The organism is Kribbella sp. WER1 (assembly GCF_054189145.1).
This window is the reverse complement of sequence record NZ_CM135186.1, coordinates 4,120,001-4,141,380: the sequence shown is the minus strand read 5'-3', so window position 1 is coordinate 4,141,380 and position 21,380 is coordinate 4,120,001. Positions and strand designations below refer to the sequence as shown.

The following is a 21,380-nucleotide window of genomic DNA, read 5'->3' as shown; positions in this document are numbered from 1 at the left end:
CGTTGTTAGCCGTGCCCGCGGCCGCCACCACCGCCGCCTCCGCCACCACCACAGTTGGGGTACTTCGGGTTCCACGGTGGGCAGTTGGGGTTGATGGTGGTGGTGCTGGTCGGGGGCTTCGGGGTGTTCTGGGAGCTCGGCTGGTTCTTCTTGCTGCCGTTGGAGACGTAGATCGTGACGAGCGAGCCGGCGGGAGCCCCGTCACGCTGCCGGGGGTCCGTGTAGGCGACCGTGCCGGCAGTCTCCTCAGAGTTCACCGTCCCGGACGCAATGGTGACCTGGAAGCCCATCTGCTTCAGCTTGTTGGACGCGTCCTGCGGGTTCATCCCGTTCACGAACGGCAGATCCGTGACGTCACCCCGCTGCGTCTTGTCCGACGGCGCCACAAAGTGCGTCGTCGGGGTCCCCTGCAGCGCAGCCTTCATCGCCGCCTCCCAGATCGGCCCGGCGGTCCCGGAACCGGAGGCATCGCCCATCGTCTGGCCGTTGAGGGTCTGGCCGATCAGCTTCCGGTAGGGCAGGGACGCATCCGCCACGGTCGCGGCCGCTGCGAGCTTGGTCGAGTAGCCGGCGTACCAGACCGCCTTGGCGTCGTTGATCGTTCCGGTCTTGCCAGCGAGGTCGCTCGTCCCGAACTTCAGCTTGCTACCTGTGCCGCCTGTCTCCATCACCTGGTGCAGCACGGCGTTGACACCGTCGGCGACCCCAGGCTCCAGCACCTGCTTGCAGTTCGCGCCCGGGATGTTGACCGGCTTGCCGGCCGAGTCCTTGACGGAGGTGATGGCCCACGGGGTGCAGTACATGCCGCGCGCGGCGAACGCGGCGTACGCGTTCGCGAGCTGCAGCGGCGTGACCAGGTCGACGCCCAGGGTCATCGAAGCAACCTGCTGGAGGGGCTCGAGGGTCTGGGCGTTGTACATCCCCAGGTCCTTGGCCAGCGTGGCGATCGGGCAGATGCCGACCCGGAGCGAAAGCTGCAGGAAGTAGGTGTTCGTGGACTTCTGAGCGGCCTGGATCATCGTCGGGTCAGGCACGTTCTGCGTCGAGTTCTTCGGCGAGTAACCGGCTGGGATCTTCTGCGAGCCCGCACAGGTCGTGTACTTCATCCCGCCCATGTCCAGCGGGCTCGGCGAGTTGATCTTGTAGTTGAGCGGAATGCCCTTCTGGATCGCGGCGGCGATCGTGAAGGCCTTCATCGTCGAGCCGTTCTGGAAGCCGCCGTAGCCGCCCTGGTACGTCTTGGGAGCGTTGTAGTTGTAGGCGGTCTGGCCTCGTCCGCTGCCGTACTTCACGCTCTGCGCCATCGCCTTCACCAGGCCGGTGCCCGGCTCGACCATCGTGATCGCCGCGATCGCGTCGTCGGTCGGCTTCGAGTGGGTGTCGATGGAGCGCTGGGCGTCGGCCTGGATCTTCGGGTCCAGTGAGGTCTTGATCGTCAGGCCGGCGGTCTTGATGTAGTTGGACCGGTCGGTCTTCGTCTTGCCGAAGGCCGGGTTGTTCTCGAGCTCGCCGACGACGTACTCGCAGTAGAACGGGTACGGGCCGTTCGCGCAGCCGAGTTTGTTCGGGCGGACCTTGTTGGGGTCGATGACCGGGGTTTTGAGGGCCGAGTTGGCCTGGGAGACCGAGATGACGTTCAGCTGGAGCATCCGGCGGATGACGACGTCGCGGCGTTCCTTGGCGCGTTTCGGGTTGTTGGTGGGGTCGTAGCCGGTGGGGTTCTTCACCAGGCCGGCGAGCATGGCGGCTTGCGGGAGGGTGAGGTCCTTGGCGTTGACCGAGAAGTAGTGCTGGGCGGCGGCCTGGATGCCCCAGGCGCCGTCGCCGAAGTTCGCGAGGTTGAGGTACTTCTCGAGGATCTCGTTCTTCGAGTACTGCTTCTCGACGGCGATCGCGTACCGGAGCTCGGCGACCTTGCGCTGGTACGTGTCGGCGGTCGCGGCGGCGACCTCCTCGGGGGTCTTCGCCTTCTCGACCAGGCTGACCTTCACGTACTGCTGGGTGATGCTCGAACCACCCTGCTGGATGCCGCCGGACGACTGGTTCTGCAGCAGCGCGCGCAGGGTGCCCTTGAGGTCGAGCGCGCCGTGTTCGTAGAACCGGTCGTCCTCGATCGCGACGATCGCCTTCTGCATGATCGGCGCGACGTCCTTCAGCTGGACGGGCACCCGGTTCTGCTCGGCCAGGGTGGCGATCAGCGAACCGTCCGCGGCCAGGATCGTGCTCTTCTGTTTGAGCGGTACTTCGTCGAACTGCTGCGGGAGGTCCTGCAGCGTCGCGGAGGTCTTCTCCGTGGTGAAGCCGGCGAGGCCGGCGAACGGGATGGCGAGACCGGCAGCCAGAGCCCCCGACAGCACGCTCACCCCAAGGAACAGAACCACAGATTGGACGACTCCCCGGTCGCCCTTCTCCCTCACGCGCATGGTTGTAAAGACTACGGGATCGGCCATTTGGGTTACGACGAAGCGTATGAGTTCAGTCACAGCCGCTGGACAAAGTTCATCCAAAAGGAGGAAAAGGGCCCGGGCGACACGCCCGGGCCCCCTCTCTGTACTGCGTTATGCCGCGTACTGGTGCGCCTGTACTTCGGCCGGCTCGAGCGCCAGCTCCAGTACTTCGCGGACGTCGCTGACCGGGTGCACCGTCAGCTCCGCGAGCACGGACGCGGGCACGTCCTCGAGGTCGGGCTCGTTCCGCTTCGGGATCAGGATCGTGGTGAGCCCGGCCCGGTGTGCGGCGAGCAGCTTCTGCTTCACGCCACCGATCGGGAGCACCCGTCCGGTCAAGGACACCTCGCCGGTCATCGCGACCTCGGAACGGACCGGCCGCCCGGACAGCAGCGACGCGAGCGCCGTTGTCATCGTCACACCCGCCGACGGTCCATCCTTCGGGACGGCACCGGCCGGTACGTGGATGTGGGCGTTCCGCTCGGCCAGGTCGCCGACGGGCAGCCCCAGCTCCGCGCCGTGCGAGCGCAGGTACGACAGGGCGATCTGCGCCGACTCCTTCATCACGTCACCCAGCTGGCCGGTCAACGTGACGCCGGTCGGCCCGGTCTCCTTGTCGGCCAGCGACGCCTCGACGAAGAGCACGTCACCACCCGCACCGGTCACCGCGAGCCCGGTCGCCACCCCCGGCAGCGCCGTACGCTCCGCCGACTCCGGTGTGAACTTCGGCGACCCCAGGTACTCCTTCAGGGTGTCGGCGCCGACGGTCAGCGCACCGAGCTCCTCGCCCAGGGCCAGCCGCGCCGTCACCTTCCGCAGTACGCGGGAGATCGACCGCTCGAGCTGCCGCACGCCGGCCTCCCGGGTGTACTCACCCGCGAGCACCCGCAGCGCCGAGTCCTCGACCGTCACTTCGTCCGCCGTCAGGCCCGCCCGCTCCAGCTGTCGCGGGAGCAGGTGATCACGGGCGATCGTGACCTTCTCGTCCTCGGTGTACCCGTCCAGCTGCACCAGTTCCATCCGGTCCAGCAGCGGCGCCGGGATGGAGTCCAGCACGTTCGCCGTGGCCAGGAAGACCACGTCGGACAGGTCCAGTTCGACCTCCAGGTAGTGGTCCCGGAAGGTGTGGTTCTGCGCCGGGTCGAGGACCTCCAGGAGCGCCGCGGTCGGGTCGCCCCGGTAGTCCGCGCCGACCTTGTCGATCTCGTCCAGCAGTACGACGGGGTTCATCGAACCCGCCTCGGTGATCGCCCGGACGATCCGCCCCGGCAGCGCACCGACGTACGTCCGCCGGTGACCGCGGATCTCGGCCTCGTCCCGGACGCCACCCAGCGCGACCCGGACGAACTTGCGGCCCATCGCCCGCGCCACGGACTCACCGAGCGAGGTCTTACCCACACCAGGCGGACCGACCAGCGCCAGTACGGCGCCACTGCGGCGACCGCCGACGACACCGAGACCACGGTCCGCGCGGCGACGCCGTACGGCCAGGTACTCCGTGATGCGCTGCTTCACGTCGTCCAGACCGGCGTGGTCCGCGTCCAGCACGGCCCGCGCCTCGCGGATGTCGTAGCTGTCCTCGGTCCGCTCGTTCCACGGCAGCTCGAGGACGGTGTCCAGCCAGGTCCGGATCCAGCCGACCTCGGGGGACTGGTCCGACGTCCGCTCGAGCTTGTCGACCTCGGCGAGCGCGGCCTTGCGGACGTGCTCCGGCAGGTCGGCGGCCTCGACGCGGGCCCGGTAGTCCTCTTCCTCGGACTCGGCCTTGCCGTCCAGCTCGGCCAGCTCCTTGCGGATCGCCGCCATCTGCTGGCGCAGCAGGAACTCCCGCTGCTGCTTCTCCATGCCCTCCTGGACGTCCTTCTGGATCGTCTCGGAGACCTCGAGCTCGGCGAGGTGGTCCTTCACCCAGCCGATCAGCTTCTCCAGCCGCTCGGACACGTTCGCGTTCTCGACCAGGAACGACTTCTGCTCGTTCGTCAGGTACGACGCGTAGCCGGCCAGGTCGGACAGCTCCGCCGGGTCGTCGACCTGCTTGATCGAGTCGATGACCTGGTACGCGCCGCGGCGCTGCAGCACGGAGGTCGTGAGGGTCTTGTACTCGCGGGCCAGCTCCGCGGAGCGGTCGTCGGTGATCTCGTGCATCACCGTCGCGCCCACCCAGAGCGCCGCACCCGGACCGGTGGTCCCGGCGCCGATCCGGACCCGCTGGGCACCCCGGATCACGGCCGCCTGGGCACCGCCCGGCAGCCGGCCGATCTGCTCGATCTCGCCGAGCACGCCGGCCTTCGCATATTTCCCGTCGAGCCGCGGCACCAGGAGCACCTGGTCCTGACCCGAGGCCTGCGCGGCATCGATCGCCGCCCGAGCCTCGCTGTCGGCGAGTCGGACCGGCACGACCATCCCCGGCAGGACCACGACGTCGTCCAGCGGCAGTACAGGAAGATTCAACGTATCGGTCACGCTGTCACACCCTTTTCAAGATTGAGTCTGACAGGCTCAACCACAGGTGTAAGCAAGTAATTCCCCAGCCGATTTCACCGTGAGCGAACTTTGCCGGATCCGAACTGTCGGATCCGCCGGGTTCAGTTCGTGGAGATGTCGAGGCGGGCAACGAGTCCGCTACCGAGACGACTTACGGAGCAGCCATGAGCCAATACATCATCTACTTCAACCAGCAGTGGGTGGGCGATCACAGCGAGGAATGGTTCAAGTCGCGCGGTCCGCTCGCCAACGCCGTCGTGGAGGAGATGAAGGAGGCCGGGGTCTACCTGTTCGCCGGTGGGCTGGAAGAGGACCTCAGCAAGGCCTTCAGCGCCGACGCGACCAGCGGCAGGCTCGAGATCAGCGACGGGCCGTTCGGCCCGACCAAGGAGTACCTGGGCGGCCTGACCGTCATCGATGTTCCCGACGCCGACGCGGCGAAGGTCTGGGCGGGGAAGGTCGCCGAGGCGTGCGGCTGGCCGCAGGAGGTCCGGCAGGTCTGGTGACGGCTAGGGCGTGTCTCCTAATCCCCCGCCTACTGCGGGGCACCCGGTGCGGCGAGCTACCGCACCGGGCACCTCCTCGCGACGGCGCGGGATTAGGAGACACGCCCTAACCGTGCAGCAGGTCGCCGATCTGGCGCAGCCCGCTCAGGTCGTGGACGTCGTCGGCGAGGGCCGGGACCTCGATGGTCCTGATCGCCCGGTGGCCGCGGCGGAAGCGTTCGGCCCGTTTGTGGTCGCCGACGACCTGCTGCATCTTGTCGGCGTGCAAACGCAGTACGGCGGCCGTCAGCGGCGACTTGTCCGCTTCCTCGAGCTTCTCGGCCGCGGCGAGTGACCGTTCAGCGGACAGTTCCGCGGCCTGCGTGGTCGTCACCCGGTTCAGCACGACGCCGGCCAGCGGCATTCCCTCGGCCCGGAGCCGCTCCGCGAAGTACGACGCCTCCCGCAGCGCGTCGTTCTGCGGCGCGGCCACCACGAGGAACGCGGTGTGCGGCTCCCGGAGCAACGCCACGGTCTGCTCGGCCCGCTGCCGGAACCCGCCGAACAGCGTGTCGAACGCGGCAACAAACGTCTGTACGTCGGTCAGCACCTGAGCGCCGAGCACCTTGTTCAGCACCGACATCGCCATGTTCACGCCCGCCGACATCAGCTTGAACGGCCCCCGCGCGGGCGCCAGCAGCAGTCGGAGGAAGCGCCCTTCCAGCAGTGAGGCGAGCCGCTCCGGAGCGTCCAGGAAGTCCAGCGCCGACCGCGACGGCGGCGTGTCGACGATGATCAGGTCCCAGTCGCCGGTCCGCTCGGCCTGGTGGTGCAGCTGCCCGAGCTTCTCCATCGCCATGTACTCCTGCGTCCCCGCGAACGACGACGACAGCGCCTGGTAGAACGGGTTCGCGAGGATCTGCTCGGCCTTCTCCGGCGTCGCATGCTGCAGTACGACGTCGTCGAACGTCCGCTTCATGTCCAGCATCATCGCGTCCAGCCGGCCGCCGTTCTTCGGGTTCGCCCCGGCCACCGCACGCGGGACGTTGTCCAGCTCGGTCAGCCCGAGCGACTGCGCCAGCCGCCGCGCCGGGTCGATCGTCAGCACGACGACCTTCCGCCCCCGCTCAGCCGCCCGCAGCCCGAGCGCCGCCGCCGTCGTGGTCTTCCCAACCCCACCGGCACCACAGGTCACGACGATCCGCGTCTTCGGATCATCGATCAACACATCCAAATCAAGAGCAGTCACCAGCCACCCACCCACTCCCGCGCCGCTCCGCGGCTCTGCTTTCTCATCCGCGTAGTTCCTCGGCGAGGTCGAGCAGGGCGCCCTGGTCGATGCCCTCGGGCTGGAGCGGCAACTCCGTCACCTGCTTGCCCAGGGCATCGATCCGGTCGCGGTTCTCGCGCTCCAGCCCGACCCGGATGGCGTGGTCGTGGGCCTCGGCCGCGAGCGTCTCGACCAGGTCGTCGCCGATCGTCAGCCCGGCCGCCTTGAGTCCGCGGGTCAGCTCGGCGGCGGGCAGCTTCTCCTTCACCGCAAGGGCCAGCGCGTCGTCGTCGAGCGGGCTGTTCCGGACCATGTTCACCACGATCGAGCCGATCCGCAGATCCAGCTTCTCCAGCTGCTCGACCGCGTCCAGGGTCTCCTGCACCGGCATCTCCTCGAGCAGCGTGACCAGGTGGATCCGGGTCACGTCGGAGCGCAGCATGCCCATGATCGCGTCCGCCTGGTTCCGGATCGGGCCGACCTTGGCGAGTCCGGCGACCTCGTGGTTCACGTTCAGGAACGGCGCGATCCGCCCGGTCGGCGGCGCGTCCAGGACCACGGCGTCGTACGCGAGCTTCCCGTGCGCCTTCCGGCGGGTCGCCTCGTACACCTTCCCGGTCAGCAGTACGTCGCGCAGCCCCGGGGCGATCGTGGTGACGAAGTCGATCGCGCCGACCTTCTCCAGCGCCTTCCCGGCGCGGCCGAGGTGGTAATACATGTCGAGGTACTCGAGCAGCGCGGCCTCGGCGTCCACGGCCAGCGCGTACACCTCGCCGCCGCCCGGGCCGTGCGCGATGCGGCGCTCGACGTACGGCAGGGGTGGTACGTCGAAGAGCTGGGCGAGCCCCTGCCGGCCCTCCACCTCGCAGAGCAGCACCCGCTTGCCCTGATCCGCCAGGGCCAGGGCCATGGCGGCCGCAACGGTTGTCTTCCCGGTGCCCCCCTTACCGGTGACCACGTGCAGTCGCGCCATAGGTCCCAGGGTAGGACGTGTCCCGCAACACACCGCCGGGGCATGCCTCCCGACCCCACGCCTACTGCGCGGCACTCGGCACGGCACCTCGCCGCACGGGAGCAAAGCCCACGATGCTCCGCATCGAGACCTTCGCTCCCGCACGCCGATGCACCGCACCGAGCACCTGCTCGCGACGGCGTGGGGTCGGAAGGCATGCCCTAGAGTCCCCTGTTATGAAGAAGTTCGAGTACTTCACCGCGCCGTTGCTGGTCCACTCGACCAAGGAGATCCTGGACAACTTCGGCCAGGACGGCTGGGAGCTGGTCCAGGTCGTCCCGGGCATGAACCCGGAGAACCTGGTCGCCTACTTCAAGCGGGAGATCGAGGACAAGTGAGCCACCCGGAAGAGAAGCTGGCCGAGCTCGGCCTGAAGCTGCCCGAGGTGGCCAAGCCGGTCGCCGCGTACGTCCCGGCGGTCCGGACCGGAAACCTGGTCTACACGTCCGGCCAGCTGCCGCTGCGCGACGGCACCCTGATCGCCACCGGCAAGGTCGGCGACGCCGTCACGCCCGAGATCGCCAGCGAGTGCGCCCAGCAGTGCGCGCTGAACGCGCTCGCCGCGGTCAAGGCGGAGATCGGTGACCTGGCGAACGTGAAGCGGATCGTCAAGGCGGTCGCGTTCATCGCCTCCACGCCGGACTTCACCGGTCAGCCGCAGGTCGCGAACGGCGCGTCCGAGCTGTTCGGCCAGGTCTTCGAGACGGCCGGCGCCCACGCCCGCAGTGCGGTCGGCGTACCGGTCCTGCCGCTCGACGCCCCGGTCGAGGTCGAACTGATCGTCGAGGTCAGCTGACCGCTCGTGCGGGATCTCACCTCGCAGTTGATGACCGGCCGGATGGCGGAGGTCGCCCTCGAGTACGCCCAAGGCTCCCGTACGGCGACCCCCGCCCGCCCAGCCTCCACCGTCATCCTCCTCCGCGACGTACCGTCCGACCGCAGCGTGCAGGTGTACCTGCTGCGTAGGCAGCGGACGATGGCGTTCGCGGCGGGGATGACGGTGTTCCCGGGTGGGCGGGTCGATCCGACCGACTCGACGGTGGCGGACTCGTGGTTCGGGCCCGCGCCGGGCTGGTTCGCGGAGCGGTTGGGCTGTTCCGCGGAGACGGCGGCGGCGTACGTCGCGGCGGCGGTGCGGGAGACGTTCGAGGAGTCCGGCGTACTGCTGGCCGGCCCGGCACCGGACGCCGTGGTGGAGGACACCACCGGCGCCGACTTGGAGGCCGACCGGGTCGCGCTGGAGAGCCGGGAGCTCGGGTTCTCGGAGTTCCTGCACCGGCGCCGGCTGCTGCTGCGGGCGGATCTGCTCGGCCCGTGGGCGCACTGGATCACCCCGGAGTTCGAGCCCAAGCGGTACGACACCGCGTTCTTCGTCGCCGCGCTCCCGGCCGGGCAGGTCACCCGGGACGTGACGAGCGAGTCCGACCAGGTCACCTGGATCCGCCCGGCGGACGCGGTGACGGCGGTCGACGCGGGCGAGATGCTGATGCTGCCCCCGACGTACGTTTGCTGCCACGACCTCTCGCGGTACGGCGACGTACCGGCGATCCTGGCCGCGGCCGGCGAGCGTGAGATCCGGGCGATCATGCCCACGGTGCGCGTCGACGGCGACCAGGCCTATCTGGAGACCTCATGAAAGTCACCGACCACGCCACCCTGATCCGCGCCGCGAACCCCGGCCCGATGACCCTGGACGGCACCAACACCTGGGTCCTGCGCGCCCCGGGCTCCGAGCAGTCGGTGGTCGTCGACCCCGGCCCGCTGCTGGAGGACCACCTCCGCGCGGTCCTCGACGAGGCCGGCGACGTCGCGGTCGTCCTGCTCACCCACAAACACCTCGACCACTCCGAGGGCGCCGCCTGGTTCGCGAACCGGGCGGGCTGCGGGGTACGCGCGGTGGACCCGGAGTTCCGGATCCCGACCGACCACGCGCACGGCCTGTCCGAGGGCGACGTGATCACCGCCGGCGACCTCCGGATCGAGGTACTCCCGACCCCCGGCCACACGCTCGACTCGGTCTGCTTCTGGCTCCCGCAGGACGGCTCGCTGCTCACCGGCGACACCGTCCTCGGCCGCGGTACGTCGGTGGTCGCGTACCCGGACGGCGCCCTCGGCCCGTACCTCGACTCCCTCGACCGCCTCCGCGCCTTCGCGAACTCCGCCGCCGACGTACTCCGCCTCCTCCCCGGCCACGGCCCCGTCGTAGACGCCCCCGCCGACGTCCTGACGTACTACGTCAAACACCGCCAGGACCGCCTGGCCCAAGTCCGAGCCGCCGTCGCCGAAGGCCACACCACCCCCGAGGCGGTCGTGGAACACGTCTACGCCGACGTCGACAAATCCCTCTGGCCCGCCGCCGAACTCTCGGTCCGCGCCCAACTCGACTACCTGCTGTAGGTGCTGGCCCCCTCAGTTGGAGGGTCGCCTCCTCAGGTTTTTAGCGGGCAACCCTCCAGTTCAGGGGATATCCACTCAACTGGAGGGTTCGCGGTGGTGGCGGGTTATCCACAGGTGCAGGGGTGACGGCTGCACGGCGTGGGTGGTTCGGCTGATGCTTGAGGAGTGAACCCGAAGCTGAAGCTGCTAGCAGGCGAGCAAGGCGGGGTGTACACGCGTCGCCAGGCGGAGGAATGCGGGTACACGCCAGGCCAGATCCACGATCGGATCCAGGACGGACGCTGGGAGCGGCTCCGCCACGGGCAGTACGCCGAGGCGGTTGAGCTGAGCCACCTACCGCCGTGGGACCAGCACGTGCTGAGGCATCGTCGCCTGATCCACGCGGTCATGAACTCCATGCGATCAGGCACCGTTGCTGTGAGCCACCAGTCGGCCCTGACGATGCACGGCGTACCGCTGTGGGGATCGGACCTCGAGGAGGTCCACCTCAGCCGCCTCGATCGCCGTCGCGGAGGCCGGATTGCCGGCGTACGGCACCATCGCGGCAAGCTCGCCGACGCCGACCTGACCGTCGTTGGCGGCCTGGCCGTGACCACAGTGCCGCGGGCGTTGTACGAGATGGCGTGCATCTCGCCCTTCGAGGCGGCTGTCGTCAGCGCGGACGCCGTACGCCGGGAGCACCCGAGCGTCGCGCCCGACCTGGAGCGACTCCGGGTGGCCACCGAGTTCTGGCCGGGAAGCGCGACCGCCCGCGCAGCTCTCGACTTCAGCGACCCGTTGTCGGCGTCGGTCGGTGAGTCGCGACTGCGAGTGCTGATCCACACCCACGGTCTACCGGCGCCGAAGCTCCAGGTGAGGTTCGCCGACGCCGCCGGTTTCATCGGCCGGGTCGACTTCTTCTTCGCTGCCGAGCGGACCGTGGTGGAGTTCGACGGCTTGCTCAAGTACGGCGACGGCGGGCGGGAGACGCTGATCCGGGAGAAGCTCCGGGAGGACCGCCTCCGCGGCCTCGGTCTCCAGGTCGTCCGCATCACCTGGGCGGATCTCGCTCACCCCGAGCGAGTGATCGCGCAGATCCGCAAGGCCTTCGCCCGAGCCTGAAGCCCGCACCATGGTTGCCCACTGGCCTGGAGAGTTGCCCCCTCATAATTTCAGGAGGCAACCCTCCAACTCAGGAGATGCCCGTCGAGTTGGAGGGTTCGCCGGCTGGGCGTCAGCGGGCGCGGCGTTGGAGGCGGTCGACGTCCAGGAGTACGACGGAGCGGGGCTCGAGGCGGACCCAGCCGCGGGAGGCGAAGTCGGCGAGGGCCTTGTTGACGGTCTCGCGGGAGGCGCCGACGAGCTGGGCGAGCTCCTCCTGGGTGAGGTCGTGGTGGACGTGGACGCCGTCGTCGGCGGTGCGGCCGAAGCGGCTGGCCAGGTCCAGGAGCGCCTTGGCGACGCGGCCCGGTACGTCGGAGAAGACCAGGTCGGCGACCACGTCGGACACCTTGCGGAGCCGGCCGGCCAGCTGCAGCAGCAGGCCGCGGGCGACCGCGGGGCGGCCGTCCAGCCAGCGGAGCAGCTCGTCGTGGGTCAGCGACATCAGCGAGGCGTCGGTGACCGCGGTGACGGTCGCGGACCGCGGGCCCGGGTCGAACAGCGACAGCTCACCGAACATCTGGCCCGGCCCGAGGACGGCGATCAGGTTCTCCCGGCCGTCGGCGGAGGTCCGGCCGAGCTTGACCTTGCCCTCCACGACGACGAAGAGCCGATCACCGGAGTCGCCCTCGTGGAACAGCACCTGACCGCGGCGCAGCCGGCTCTCGGTCATCGAAGCAGCCAGAGCGTCGGCGGCCTCGTCGTCGAGCTGACTGAACAGCGGTGCCTGTCGGAGCACTGCGGCATCCACTTTTGGCCTCCTAGGACCTTCGACCACGACTCCGGACGTGGGATCCGCCACGTCCGTCGACCGATATGTGTACACCCGGTCGCCACAAAACCGTAGCTCCTCGGGTGTCGGCACCGCCACGTAGGCTTGCCTCCATGCCATCCCCGCGTGTCGCGGAGCCGCTTGCGGCGGTCCCGCTGAAGCTCCCCCGCAAGGCCCCTGTGTACGTCGACGAGACCCATACCCAGCTGGTCCGCCGGGCCCGGAAGATGCACAAGGTGCTCACCGAGACGTATCCGGACGCGCACTGCGAGCTCGACTTCACCACCCCGCTCGAGTTGCTGGTGGCCACCATCCTGTCGGCGCAGACCACCGACGTCACGGTGAACAAGGTGACCCCGACGCTGTTCACGAAGTACCCGACCGCGCAGGCGTACGCCGAGGCCGACCGGGACGAGATGGAGGCGATCCTCAAGCCGACCGGGTTCTTCCGGGCGAAGACGAACAGCGTGATCAAGCTCGGCCAGGCGCTGGTGGACGACTACGACGGCGTCGTACCGGGCAAGCTCGAGGAGCTCGTGAAGCTGCCCGGGACGGGGCGGAAGACCGCGAACGTGGTCCTCGGGAACGCGTTCGGCGTCCCCGGGATCACCGTCGACACGCATTTCGGGCGGCTGGTCCGCCGGTTCGGGTGGACGGCCGAGGAGGACCCGGTCAAGGTCGAGCACATCATCGGCGAGCTGTTCCCGAAGAAGGACTGGACGATGCTCTCGCACCGCCTGATCTTCCACGGTCGCCGCCGCTGTCACGCGAAGAAGCCGGCCTGCGGGGCCTGCCCGATCGCCCAGTGGTGCCCGTCGTACGGCGCCGGCCCCACCGACCCCGAGGCCGCCGCCAAGCTGGTGAAAACCCCGGCATGACTCCTCGCAACGGCCCGCAGCCCCGCACCCGGCGACCGCTCCGCGGAGCAGGTGTGGGTACGCCGCAACGCGGCGCGCGAGCGCTCCGGGTGTGGCTCGGTGCTGGTGCGGGTCGCCGGCTCCGGATGGGCGCTGTGTGGTGGGTGCCGCTGATGGTTGGGGTGCTGGCGGGGTGCGGGTCTCAGCAGGCCGACGGGGCGGCGACGCCGTCCGCCGGGGTGTCTGGCGCGGATCAGTTGGCAGCATGCCCGGCGACGCCCTCGAAGCCCGCGGTCAGCAACGGGCTGCCGGATGTCAGCCTGCCGTGTCTGGGTCATGGGCCGGACGTCCGGCTGGCCGACCTGCGCGGTCCGCTCGTGCTGAACGTGTGGGCCCAGTGGTGCGGCCCCTGCCGCGAGGAAGCGCCGTACCTGGCGAAGCTGGCGAAGTCCGGGAAGGTCGGCATGCTCGGCATCGACTACGACGATCCGCGCCCGGAGCTGGCGGTCAAGTTCGCCGGCTCGGAGGGGCTCGCGTACCCGCACCTGAAGGACCAGGACAAGGCGATCCAGCGCGCGCTGAAGGTCGGCGGTCCGCCGCTGACCGTGTTCGTCGCCAAGGACGGCTCGATCGCGTACGTGCACCGCGGCGTACTGACCTCCCAGCAGCAGCTCGACCAACTGGTCAAGGACAAGCTCGGGGTAACGCCATGACCGACATCCCCGACTGGCTGCACCCGCTCGCGAAGGCGTCCGAGAACGTCGACCCGAACCTGCTCTCCCGTTTCCTCCCGCCGGACGACCCGTCGGTGCGGAAGTCCGCCGTCCTGATCTTGCTTGCTGACGGCAACGACGACGGTCCCGAGGTGCTGCTCACCGAGCGCGCCTGGACGCTGCGCAAGCATGCCGGCCAGATGGCGTTCCCGGGCGGCGGCGCGGACCCGGAGGACGGTACCGGCGACACCGGTCTGGTCCGGACGGCGTTGCGCGAGGCCGAGGAGGAGACCGGGCTGGACCCGGCCGGCGTGGACCCGTTCGCAATCTGGCCGGCGCTCTGGGTGCCGGTGAGCAACTTCGGCGTGTCGCCGGTGCTGGCCTGGTGGCGTACGCCGTCCCCGGTCGCGGTCGTCGATCCGGCCGAGGTGGCCTCGGTGCACGAGGTACCGCTGAGCGCGCTGGCCGACCCGGCGAACCGGATCAGCTGCCTGCACCCGAGCGGCTTCACCGGCCCGGCGTTCACCGTCGGTGACCTCTACATCTGGGGGTTCACGGCCGGCCTGCTGGACAAATTGCTGCTGCTCGGCGGCTGGTACCGAGACTGGGACCCCTCGAACGTCGTACCGTTGCCCGACCGGCTGGTCGAGGCGGCCTGGCGCAGCGAAGGACGCCGGTCGGAGGACACTCGCCGGATGACGGCGATCGAGCACGACCTCGGCCACGGGCAGAGGCCTGATCCGAAAGGTGTGGAGTGAGCCACCTCGACTGGGCGTTGCTGATCGTCACCGCGCTGGTGGCGATCTCGGGGTATGTCGAGGGCTTCGTGCTGGGTGCCTGCGCGACCGTCGGCCTGCTGGTCGGTGCCGGGCTCGGGGTCTGGGGCGTGCCGAAGATCCTGGACAACTTCTCACCGAGCGTGACGGTGTCGTTCGTCGCGCTGGTGCTCGTCGTACTGCTCGGCGCGGCCGGGCGGACGGTCGGCGCGATGATTGGTACCCGGGTCCGCAACCGGCTGTCCTGGAAGCCGATCCGGTTCCTGGACGCGCTCGGCGGCGCGGCGCTGGCGGCCGCGTCGGTGCTGATCGTCGCCTGGGTGCTCGGCGTCGCGGTCAGCGGGGCGCGGATCCCGAGCGTGACGTCGGCGGTTCGCGGCTCGCACGTCCTGGCGAAGGTCGACGAGGTGCTGCCGGCCAGCGCGGACCGGGCGCTGGCGTCGTTCAACAACGTGGTGAACACGGACCTGTTCCCGCGGTTCCTGGACCCGTTCGTGCCGGAGCGGATCCGGGAGACGCAGCCGCCGGACGCGGCGATCGCCCGGCAGCAGCCGGTCCGGGACGCGTACAGCCGGATCGCGAAGGTCACCGGTGTCGCGAACTGCTCGCGCGGTCTCGAGGGCAGCGGTTTCGTGTACGCCCCGCAGCGGGTGATGACGAACGCGCACGTGGTCGCCGGCGTCAGCTCCCCGCAGGTCGAGGTGAACGGGAAGAAGTACGACGCGAAGGTTGTGGTCTTCGACCCGGAGACCGACATCGCGGTGCTCTACGTGAAGAACCTGAACGCCACGCCGCTGTCCTTCGACCTGACCGGTAAGGCGGACGCGTCGGCGGTCGTCCTCGGGTACCCGGAGAACGGCCCGTTCGACGCCGAGCCGGCCCGGATCCGCTCCGAGGAACGCCTCCGCGGCCCGGACATCTACGGCGACAAGACCGTCACCCGCGACGCGTTCTCGATCTGGGCCTCGGTCCGCCCCGGCAACTCCGGCGGCCCGCTGCTGTCGAACAAGGGCACGGTGTACGGCGTCGTCTTCGCCGCCTCGGTCGAGGACAACCGCACCGGTTACGTCCTGACCGCCCAACAGGTCGCCGCCGACGCCCGCACCGGCACCACCGCCACCCAGGACGTCTCAACGCAATCCTGCACCTGATGCAGCAGAGTCCCGTAGCCGCCGCGTTGAGGTGGTGTGACGGTGCTGATGATGAGTGATACGGGGCCGGCGCTCTCGTACGTCGAAGTTGTGCGTGCGAACGAGCGTCGGCTACTGCGGCTGGGCGTGATGCTGACCGGGAACAACCACACCGCGGAGGACCTGGTCCAGACGGTGCTGGCTCGGGCCCATCGCAAGTGGGAACGGATCCGCGGCGTCGACCATCCGGAGGCCTATCTGCGGACGATGGTCGTCAACGAGTTCCTCAGCTGGCGACGGTTGCTGAAGAACAACGAGGTATTGCTGGCCGAGCCGATCGAGCTGCCGGTCCACGACGACCTCGGTCTGCGGCAGGCGCAGCGGGACGCGGCGTGGCGGCTGCTCGCCAAGCTGCCGCGCAAACAGCGCGCGGTCCTGGTGCTCCGGTACTACGAGGATCTTTCGGACGCAGAGATCGCCGAGTTGCTCGGCGTCGCCGCTGCGACGGTTCGGTCGAACGCCGCCCGCGGGCTGGCGACCCTGCGCGAACACCTGACCGCCGAGGAGGCGAGCTGACATGCCCGATCTGACCGACGACGAGCTCGGCACGCTGCTCCGGGAGACTTTCGCGGACCGCGAGGCCAGGGTCGGACACGCCGTCCTGGACGACCACTACGTGCCGACGGCAACAAAGCGCCGCGGTCTGACGCCTGTTCTGCTGGCAGCGGCGATGGTCCTGGTGGTGCTCGGGGGCGTCCTGTACGGCGTCCAGCGCGTGCGCCCGGCCGACACGGTCCAACCGGCGGCCACGGTGACCGCGGCACCTGCCGACTACACGACCAGGGACGCCGAGATCTGGGGCCTGGCGATCGGAGTGATGCTCCGACGCTTCCAGCTCCCGGCGAAGCCGACAAGCTCCGGCCCTTTCACCCGGGCCATCGTGCTGGACCGCCCGGCCGCCGCGGCAAGTCGGATGCAGCTCGCGCAGCGGTTCTCCGTGGCCCAGCGTGCGGTCATCGTCTCGCACACGCTGCGGATCCTGCCCGTGACGTTTCTCGACCCGCCGCTGCCGGCCGACGCGAACTGCGCGAAGTACCCCAAGACGGCGATGATCGTGGTCAGCGAGGTGCTCGACAAGGGCGACCATCTCGAAGTCGGCGTGGCGCTGTCGACGTCGCTCGGGTGCCGTGGGACGGCGACCTCGCTCAGGTATCGGGTGGAGCCCAGGGGCGCGCACTGGGTCATCACGCAGACCCTGGGCGTCTGGAACCGCTGATCACCGGATAGCGGCCAGCCAGTCCAGGAGGAGGGTGTTGAACGCGGCCGGCGTTTCCTCGTGCGGGAAATGGCCGGCCGTGGCGATGATCTCGTGCCGCAGCGGTGCCGCGACCAGGTCCGGGGGTGTGGTCGCGGTGGGGGAGACCGCCGGGTCGAGGGCGCCCTGGAGTTGCAGGACGGGTACGGCGACCGGCGTACGCATCAGGTTCGAGTACTTCCGGCCGTCCGGGCGTAGACGCGAGCGGGCGAACCAGCGGTGGTACTCCAGCGCGCAGTGTGGCGCCGGCCAGACCTGGAGCGCGGCGCGGTACCGGCGGGAGGCCTCGGCGTCCGGGAAGGCGCCGCCCGGCGCGGCCCAGGCGCGGAGCAGGCGCTCGATGTGGACGCCGTCCTGGGCGAGCAGCCGGCGTTCGGGCAGGATCGGCAGCTGGAACCAGGCGGTCCGGGTGACCGCCCGCGTCTGCCCGGAGCGCGTGAGCAGCAACGGGTGCGGCGCGGAGACGGCGGCCAGCGCGCGGACCTGACGGGGCGCCAGTACGGCGGCCGACCACCCGATGAAGCCGCCCCATCCGTGCCCGACGACGACGGCGTCCGCGGCCCCGAGGGAGCGGACCACGCCGGACACGTCCGCGGCCGCGGTGTACGGGTCGTATCCGCGCGGCGTCTTGTCGCTGGCGCCGTACCCGCGCAGGTCCATCGCGACCGCGCGGTACCCGGCCGCGGCGACCACCGGCAGCTGGTGTCGCCAGGCCCACCAGAACTCCGGGAAGCCGTGCAGGAACAGGACGAGTGGATCGTCCGGCGAGCCACACTCCGCGACGTGGAACCGGGCCCCGTTGGCCGCGACCAGCGAGTGCGACCAGGGGCCGTCGACCAGCAGGTCGACGACTCCTGCCGGGCTCAGCGCCCTACGCCCGGCTCTGGCAGCGCGACGGCGGTCTCCTCGTCGTGGCCCTTGCCGATCGCCTTCAGCGCCTCGACCGACTCCTTCGAGGTCTCGATCGTCCGCGTCGGGCCCTTCGCGCTCTTCAGCGCCCGGAGCCCGATCAGCACCAGGATCGCGCCGATCAGCAGGAACGCGCCGGCCACGATCAGGAACGCGATCGCCGGATGCAGCCCTGCCGCGACCAGACCGTACGCCGCGGAGATGCACAGCAGGATCACCGCGAGCAGTGCCAGGAAGGCAGCCGCCGCGAACATTCCCGCCCCGGTACCGGCCGCGACCGCGGTCTTCTTCAGCTCGGTCTTCGCGAGCTCGACCTCGCTGCGGATCAGGCTGGACAGTTCCTTGCTGACGTTCGCGACCAGTTGGCCGACCGTGGGCTCGTCGTCCCCGTTCATCGACATCGCAACTCCTTCCGGACAGGCCTGACACTACCGTCAGTGCCCGCCCTCAATCGGCGTACGCGCGGTTACGGCGAGCCAGCAGCAGACTCGCGATCAGCGCCGCAAGCACCGACGCGATCAGTACGGCAGCCTTCGCGCGCTCGATCTGAGCGGTGTCCGACCCGAACGCCAGCTGGGCGATCAGCAGCGCGACCGTGAACCCGATCCCGGCCAGCACCGACACCGCGGCGACGTCCCGCCAGGCCAGGTCCGAGTTCAGCTCGGCCCGGGTGAACCGCGCGGTCAGCCAGGACCCGCCGAACACCCCGATCGCCTTCCCGAACAACAGCCCGGCAGCCACCCCGATCGCGACCGGGTCGGTCAGCATCTGGCGTACGGCGCTGCCGCTCAACGTCACGCCTGCCGCGAAAAGCGCGAACAGCGGTACCGCGACGCCCGCGGACCACGGCCGCAGCCGGTGCTCGATCCGCTCGGCCGGCGCGTCCTTCTCGTCCGGGTCCGCGACCACCCGGGTGACCAGCCCGAGCGCGACGCCCGCGATCGTGGCGTGGATCCCGGACTCGTGCATGAACCACCAGGCGCCGATGGCGATCGGGATGTAGAGAAACGGCGTACGGACGCGGAACCGCTGCAGGACGTACCAGAGCGCGATCAATGCGACGGCGGCGAGCAGCGACAGCAGGTGGAAGCCGTGCGAGAAGAACACCGCGATGATCAGGATCGCGCCGAAGTCGTCCACCACCGCAAGCGTCAGCAGGAACGCCCGCAGCGCACTCGGCAGCGACGAGCCGACGATCGCGAGGACGGCCAGCGCGAACGCGATGTCGGTCGCGGTCGGCACCGCCCAGCCGTGCGGGTTGCCGCCGGCACTGACGTTGACCACCACGTAGATGATTGCCGGAAGCACCATTCCGCAGGCGGCCGCGACCACCGGGACGACCGCCTCGCTGAGCTTGGACAACGACCCGACCACGAGCTCCCGCTTCAGCTCGACACCGGCCAGATAGAAGAACAGCGTCAACGCACCGTCGGACGCCCACCCTTCGACGGTCAACGGACCGAGCTGCAGGGCGCGGAGGTGGTGATACGAGTCCTGCCACGGGGAGTTCGCCCAGGCCAGCGCGATGGCGGCGGCCGCGATCAGCAGCAGGCCACCGGTCGTCTCGGCCCGCAGTACGTCGGCGAGGAACGCGCGTTCGCGGCCGAGGACACGGGGGAAGGCGCGCTTCTTCTGGCGGATCCGTGGGTGCTGGCTCATGGGTCGGCCCTTCGTTTCGGGGTCGGTCGGGCGAATGCCGACCAGACTTCCCGGCGCACCGCCTCCATTGTAACGGCTTGTGTTTGCCTGGGGGTCGGGTTTGCGGCAGGGTTGGGCGCGGTGCGCCGGGAAGTCTGGTCGGCAGGACCCGTGCCCCGGTTGGGGTTGCGGGGTGGTCAGCCGTTCCCAGGAGGTGCCGTGCACTGTCAGAGCCCTGTGAGAGACGTCACCGAGCCGGCTCGTTCCGTCGTACTCTGCAGGCGTGCACGGAGAGCAGATGGCCGAGGAATTCCCGGTGGTCGGGCTGGACGACGACGCCCGGCAGGCGGTGCACCTGCTGGCGTCCCGCCGGTTGCCGGGGCTGATCGTCACGCAGGCGGACGGCAGTCCGTGCTGTGTGCTGCCGGCCTCGCAGGTGGTGCGGTTCCTGGTGCCGAGCTATGTCCAGGACGATCCGTCGCTGGCCCGGGTGATCGACGAGTCGCTCGCCGATCGGGTCGCGGACAAGCTGGCCGGCCTCACGGTCCGCAAGCTGCTGCCGGCCGAGCCTCGCGAGATCCCGGTCGTCAACCACGACGACACGATCCTGGAGATCGCCGCCATCATGGCCCGGCTGCGCAGCCCGCTGGTGGTCGTCGTCCGGGACGGGCGCGTGCTCGGTGCGATCACCGCGTCCCGGCTGCTGGAAGTGGCGGTCGCCGCGCACTAGGGCAGCCTGCATGACGGTCGTCGCCGTCGTGGTGTTCGTCATCGCGTATGTGCTGATCGCGACCGAGTGGACCCACAAGCTGCTCGCCGCGCTCGGCGGAGCCGGCGTCCTGCTCGCCCTCGGCGTGACCGACGCCGAGCACGCGTTCTACTCGCCGGACACCGGGATCGACTGGGACGTCGTGTTCCTGCTGTTCGGGATGATGGTGATCGTCGGCGTGCTCCGGCGGACCGGCGTCTTCGAGTACGTCGCGATCTGGGCGGCGAAGCGGGCCAAGGGATCACCGTTGCGGGTGATGATCCTGCTGACGCTGATCACCGCGACCGCCTCGGCGTTCCTCGACAACGTCACCACGGTGCTGCTCATCGCCCCGGTCACGCTGCTGGTCTGCGACCGGCTCGGGATCGACCCGGTGCCGTTCCTGATCGCGGAGGTGATGGCGTCGAACATCGGCGGCGCCGCGACCCTGATCGGTGACCCGCCGAACATCATTATCGCCAGCCGCTCGGGCCTCACCTTCAACGACTTCCTGATCCACCTGACGCCGCTCGTCGCGCTCGAACTCCTGGTGTTCACGCTTGTGCTGCCGAGGTTGTTCAAGGGCTCGTTCACGGCCGATCCGGACCGTGTCGACGACGTACTCCGTCTGAACGAGAAGGAGGCGATCCAGGACCGGCGGCTGCTGGTCAAGTGCGGCGTTGTGCTGTTGCTGGTGTTCACGGGCTTCGTCGGACATGCCGCGTTCCACATCGCGCCGTCGGTGGTCGCACTGCTCGGTGCCGGCGTACTGGTCCTGATCTCGAAGGTTCCGACCCGGGACTACATGGCCGGCGTGGAGTGGCAGACGCTGCTGTTCTTCGCCGGGCTGTTCGTGATGGTCGGGTCGCTGGTGAAGACCGGCGTGATCGAGCACCTCGCTGGTTGGGTCGGCTCGCTGACCGGTGGGCACACGCTCTTCGCGACGATGCTGGTGCTGTTCGTGTCGGCCCTGCTGTCCGGAGTCATCGACAACATCCCGTACGTCGCCACGATGAGTCCCGTGGTCCTCGATCTGACCCACGGCATCGCGGACCCGGCGCAGGCGCACGCGCTCTGGTGGGCGCTGGCGATCGGCGCCGACCTCGGCGGCAACGCGACAGCGATCGGCGCCAGCGCGAACGTGGTGGTGATCGGACTCGCGCTCCGGGCCGGGCACCCGATCAGCTTCTGGGCGTTCACCCGGAAGGGCATCGTGATGACCGCGATCACGATCCTGGTCGCGGCGCCGTACCTGTGGCTGCGCTACTTCGCCTTCTCCTGAAGGGC

The 21,380-nt window shown here is 69.6% G+C and carries 22 protein-coding genes; 14 read left to right on the top strand and 8 right to left on the bottom strand.

The window, feature by feature from the left end; genetic code table 11:
- Positions 1–5 precede the first annotated feature (5 nt).
- Both ACXJJ3_RS19855 and lon read right to left on the bottom strand, forming a co-directional pair.
- Entirely contained in the window at positions 6–2,363 is a 2,358-nt protein-coding gene (locus ACXJJ3_RS19855) for a transglycosylase domain-containing protein (RefSeq protein WP_458171695.1), read from the bottom strand.
- A 195-nt stretch (positions 2,364–2,558) separates the two neighbouring features.
- Positions 2,559–4,910 (bottom strand): endopeptidase La, encoded by a 2,352-nt coding sequence (gene lon / locus ACXJJ3_RS19850; protein ID WP_458171694.1) that lies wholly within the window; start codon positions 4,908–4,910, stop codon positions 2,559–2,561.
- A gap of 185 nt (positions 4,911–5,095) precedes the next feature.
- Here lon and ACXJJ3_RS19845 point away from each other — a divergent pair, with 185 nt between their 5' ends.
- Positions 5,096–5,437: a YciI family protein gene (locus tag ACXJJ3_RS19845; RefSeq protein ID WP_458171693.1), complete on the top strand. Its 342-nt coding sequence runs from the start codon at positions 5,096–5,098 to the stop codon at positions 5,435–5,437.
- A gap of 106 nt (positions 5,438–5,543) precedes the next feature.
- Here the strand turns inward: ACXJJ3_RS19845 and ACXJJ3_RS19840 are convergent, their stop codons facing one another.
- Together ACXJJ3_RS19840 and ACXJJ3_RS19835 are read right to left on the bottom strand one after the other, a co-directional pair.
- The gene (locus ACXJJ3_RS19840) at positions 5,544–6,665 is read right to left on the bottom strand and encodes an ArsA family ATPase (RefSeq protein WP_458171692.1); all 1,122 of its coding nucleotides are present in this window, start codon (positions 6,663–6,665) and stop codon (positions 5,544–5,546) included.
- Positions 6,666–6,708: 43 nt separating this feature from the next.
- Positions 6,709–7,659 (bottom strand): ArsA-related P-loop ATPase, encoded by a 951-nt coding sequence (locus ACXJJ3_RS19835; protein ID WP_458171691.1) that lies wholly within the window; start codon positions 7,657–7,659, stop codon positions 6,709–6,711.
- A 215-nt stretch (positions 7,660–7,874) separates the two neighbouring features.
- On the opposite strand from ACXJJ3_RS19835, the gene ACXJJ3_RS19830 reads away from it, so the two are divergent.
- The 5 genes from ACXJJ3_RS19830 to ACXJJ3_RS19810 all read left to right on the top strand — a co-directional run bounded on the left by ACXJJ3_RS19830 (position 7,875) and on the right by ACXJJ3_RS19810 (position 11,196).
- On the top strand, positions 7,875–8,036 hold the full coding sequence (locus ACXJJ3_RS19830; RefSeq protein WP_130386959.1) for a DUF4177 domain-containing protein: 162 nt from the start codon (positions 7,875–7,877) through the stop codon (positions 8,034–8,036).
- On the top strand, positions 8,033–8,494 hold the full coding sequence (locus ACXJJ3_RS19825; RefSeq protein ID WP_458171690.1) for a RidA family protein: 462 nt from the start codon (positions 8,033–8,035) through the stop codon (positions 8,492–8,494). The genes ACXJJ3_RS19830 and ACXJJ3_RS19825 overlap by 4 nt, the downstream gene beginning before the upstream one ends.
- Positions 8,495–8,500: 6 nt before the next feature.
- Complete coding sequence (locus ACXJJ3_RS19820) at positions 8,501–9,334, top strand: NUDIX hydrolase (RefSeq protein ID WP_458171689.1); 834 nt, start codon at positions 8,501–8,503, stop codon at positions 9,332–9,334.
- Positions 9,331–10,095 (top strand): MBL fold metallo-hydrolase, encoded by a 765-nt coding sequence (locus ACXJJ3_RS19815; RefSeq protein WP_458171688.1) that lies wholly within the window; start codon positions 9,331–9,333, stop codon positions 10,093–10,095. Before ACXJJ3_RS19820 ends, ACXJJ3_RS19815 begins: the two co-directional genes overlap by 4 nt.
- 165 nt (positions 10,096–10,260) lie before the next feature.
- Entirely contained in the window at positions 10,261–11,196 is a 936-nt protein-coding gene (locus tag ACXJJ3_RS19810) for a type IV toxin-antitoxin system AbiEi family antitoxin domain-containing protein (protein ID WP_458171687.1), read from the top strand.
- 112 nt (positions 11,197–11,308) lie between these two features.
- Here the strand turns inward: ACXJJ3_RS19810 and ACXJJ3_RS19805 are convergent, their stop codons facing one another.
- Positions 11,309–11,986, bottom strand: a complete 678-nt coding sequence (locus ACXJJ3_RS19805; protein WP_141857382.1) for a Crp/Fnr family transcriptional regulator — start codon at positions 11,984–11,986, stop codon at positions 11,309–11,311.
- A gap of 134 nt (positions 11,987–12,120) precedes the next feature.
- Here ACXJJ3_RS19805 and nth point away from each other — a divergent pair, with 134 nt between their 5' ends.
- From nth to ACXJJ3_RS19775, 6 genes are read left to right on the top strand one after another with little or no spacing between them, the layout of a single operon-like run.
- Complete coding sequence (nth, locus tag ACXJJ3_RS19800) at positions 12,121–12,885, top strand: endonuclease III (RefSeq protein ID WP_458171686.1); 765 nt, start codon at positions 12,121–12,123, stop codon at positions 12,883–12,885.
- Positions 12,882–13,577, top strand: a complete 696-nt coding sequence (locus ACXJJ3_RS19795; protein ID WP_458171685.1) for a TlpA family protein disulfide reductase — start codon at positions 12,882–12,884, stop codon at positions 13,575–13,577. Before nth ends, ACXJJ3_RS19795 begins: the two co-directional genes overlap by 4 nt.
- Entirely contained in the window at positions 13,574–14,335 is a 762-nt protein-coding gene (locus tag ACXJJ3_RS19790; protein ID WP_458171684.1) for an NUDIX hydrolase, read from the top strand. The genes ACXJJ3_RS19795 and ACXJJ3_RS19790 overlap by 4 nt, the downstream gene beginning before the upstream one ends.
- The gene (locus tag ACXJJ3_RS19785; protein ID WP_458171683.1) at positions 14,332–15,504 is read left to right on the top strand and encodes a MarP family serine protease; all 1,173 of its coding nucleotides are present in this window, start codon (positions 14,332–14,334) and stop codon (positions 15,502–15,504) included. The genes ACXJJ3_RS19790 and ACXJJ3_RS19785 overlap by 4 nt, the downstream gene beginning before the upstream one ends.
- A gap of 51 nt (positions 15,505–15,555) precedes the next feature.
- A complete protein-coding gene (locus ACXJJ3_RS19780; protein WP_458171682.1) occupies positions 15,556–16,059 on the top strand; it encodes a SigE family RNA polymerase sigma factor in 504 nt (167 codons plus the stop codon).
- Between the two features lies 1 nt (position 16,060).
- Positions 16,061–16,759, top strand: coding sequence for a hypothetical protein (locus tag ACXJJ3_RS19775; protein WP_458171681.1), 699 nt, complete (start codon positions 16,061–16,063; stop codon positions 16,757–16,759).
- Here ACXJJ3_RS19775 and ACXJJ3_RS19770 read toward each other — a convergent pair whose 3' ends face one another.
- Genes ACXJJ3_RS19770 through nhaA form a run of 3 tightly spaced genes read right to left on the bottom strand, consistent with a single transcriptional unit; the run spans position 16,760 to position 19,366 of the window.
- A complete protein-coding gene (locus ACXJJ3_RS19770) occupies positions 16,760–17,611 on the bottom strand; it encodes an alpha/beta fold hydrolase (protein WP_458171919.1) in 852 nt (283 codons plus the stop codon).
- Positions 17,612–17,661: 50 nt separating this feature from the next.
- Positions 17,662–18,108 (bottom strand): phage holin family protein, encoded by a 447-nt coding sequence (locus tag ACXJJ3_RS19765; protein ID WP_458171680.1) that lies wholly within the window; start codon positions 18,106–18,108, stop codon positions 17,662–17,664.
- 46 nt (positions 18,109–18,154) lie between these two features.
- Positions 18,155–19,366, bottom strand: coding sequence for a Na+/H+ antiporter NhaA (gene nhaA / locus ACXJJ3_RS19760; protein ID WP_458171679.1), 1,212 nt, complete (start codon positions 19,364–19,366; stop codon positions 18,155–18,157).
- Between the two features lie 262 nt (positions 19,367–19,628).
- On the opposite strand from nhaA, the gene ACXJJ3_RS19755 reads away from it, so the two are divergent.
- Together ACXJJ3_RS19755 and ACXJJ3_RS19750 are read left to right on the top strand one after the other, a co-directional pair.
- On the top strand, positions 19,629–20,075 hold the full coding sequence (locus ACXJJ3_RS19755) for a CBS domain-containing protein (protein ID WP_458171678.1): 447 nt from the start codon (positions 19,629–19,631) through the stop codon (positions 20,073–20,075).
- A 10-nt stretch (positions 20,076–20,085) separates the two neighbouring features.
- The gene (locus tag ACXJJ3_RS19750) at positions 20,086–21,375 is read left to right on the top strand and encodes an SLC13 family permease (RefSeq protein ID WP_458171677.1); all 1,290 of its coding nucleotides are present in this window, start codon (positions 20,086–20,088) and stop codon (positions 21,373–21,375) included.
- Positions 21,376–21,380: the final 5 nt, after the last annotated feature.

What these genes read in the sequence shown, in the direction of transcription:
- ACXJJ3_RS19795 (WP_458171685.1), top strand. Translation starts at nt 12,882, where the DNA reads ATGACTCCTCGCAACGGCCCGCAGCCCCGCACCCGGCGACCGCTCCGC.
- ACXJJ3_RS19835 (WP_458171691.1), bottom strand. Translation starts at nt 7,659, where the DNA reads ATGGCGCGACTGCACGTGGTCACCGGTAAGGGGGGCACCGGGAAGACA.
- ACXJJ3_RS19765 (WP_458171680.1), bottom strand. Translation starts at nt 18,108, where the DNA reads ATGTCGATGAACGGGGACGACGAGCCCACGGTCGGCCAACTGGTCGCG.
- ACXJJ3_RS19845 (WP_458171693.1), top strand. Translation starts at nt 5,096, where the DNA reads ATGAGCCAATACATCATCTACTTCAACCAGCAGTGGGTGGGCGATCAC.
- ACXJJ3_RS19775 (WP_458171681.1), top strand. Translation starts at nt 16,061, where the DNA reads ATGCCCGATCTGACCGACGACGAGCTCGGCACGCTGCTCCGGGAGACT.
- nhaA (WP_458171679.1), bottom strand. Translation starts at nt 19,366, where the DNA reads ATGAGCCAGCACCCACGGATCCGCCAGAAGAAGCGCGCCTTCCCCCGT.
- ACXJJ3_RS19750 (WP_458171677.1), top strand. Translation starts at nt 20,086, where the DNA reads ATGACGGTCGTCGCCGTCGTGGTGTTCGTCATCGCGTATGTGCTGATC.
- ACXJJ3_RS19830 (WP_130386959.1), top strand. Translation starts at nt 7,875, where the DNA reads ATGAAGAAGTTCGAGTACTTCACCGCGCCGTTGCTGGTCCACTCGACC.
- ACXJJ3_RS19780 (WP_458171682.1), top strand. Translation starts at nt 15,556, where the DNA reads ATGAGTGATACGGGGCCGGCGCTCTCGTACGTCGAAGTTGTGCGTGCG.
- ACXJJ3_RS19815 (WP_458171688.1), top strand. Translation starts at nt 9,331, where the DNA reads ATGAAAGTCACCGACCACGCCACCCTGATCCGCGCCGCGAACCCCGGC.
- nth (WP_458171686.1), top strand. Translation starts at nt 12,121, where the DNA reads ATGCCATCCCCGCGTGTCGCGGAGCCGCTTGCGGCGGTCCCGCTGAAG.
- ACXJJ3_RS19790 (WP_458171684.1), top strand. Translation starts at nt 13,574, where the DNA reads ATGACCGACATCCCCGACTGGCTGCACCCGCTCGCGAAGGCGTCCGAG.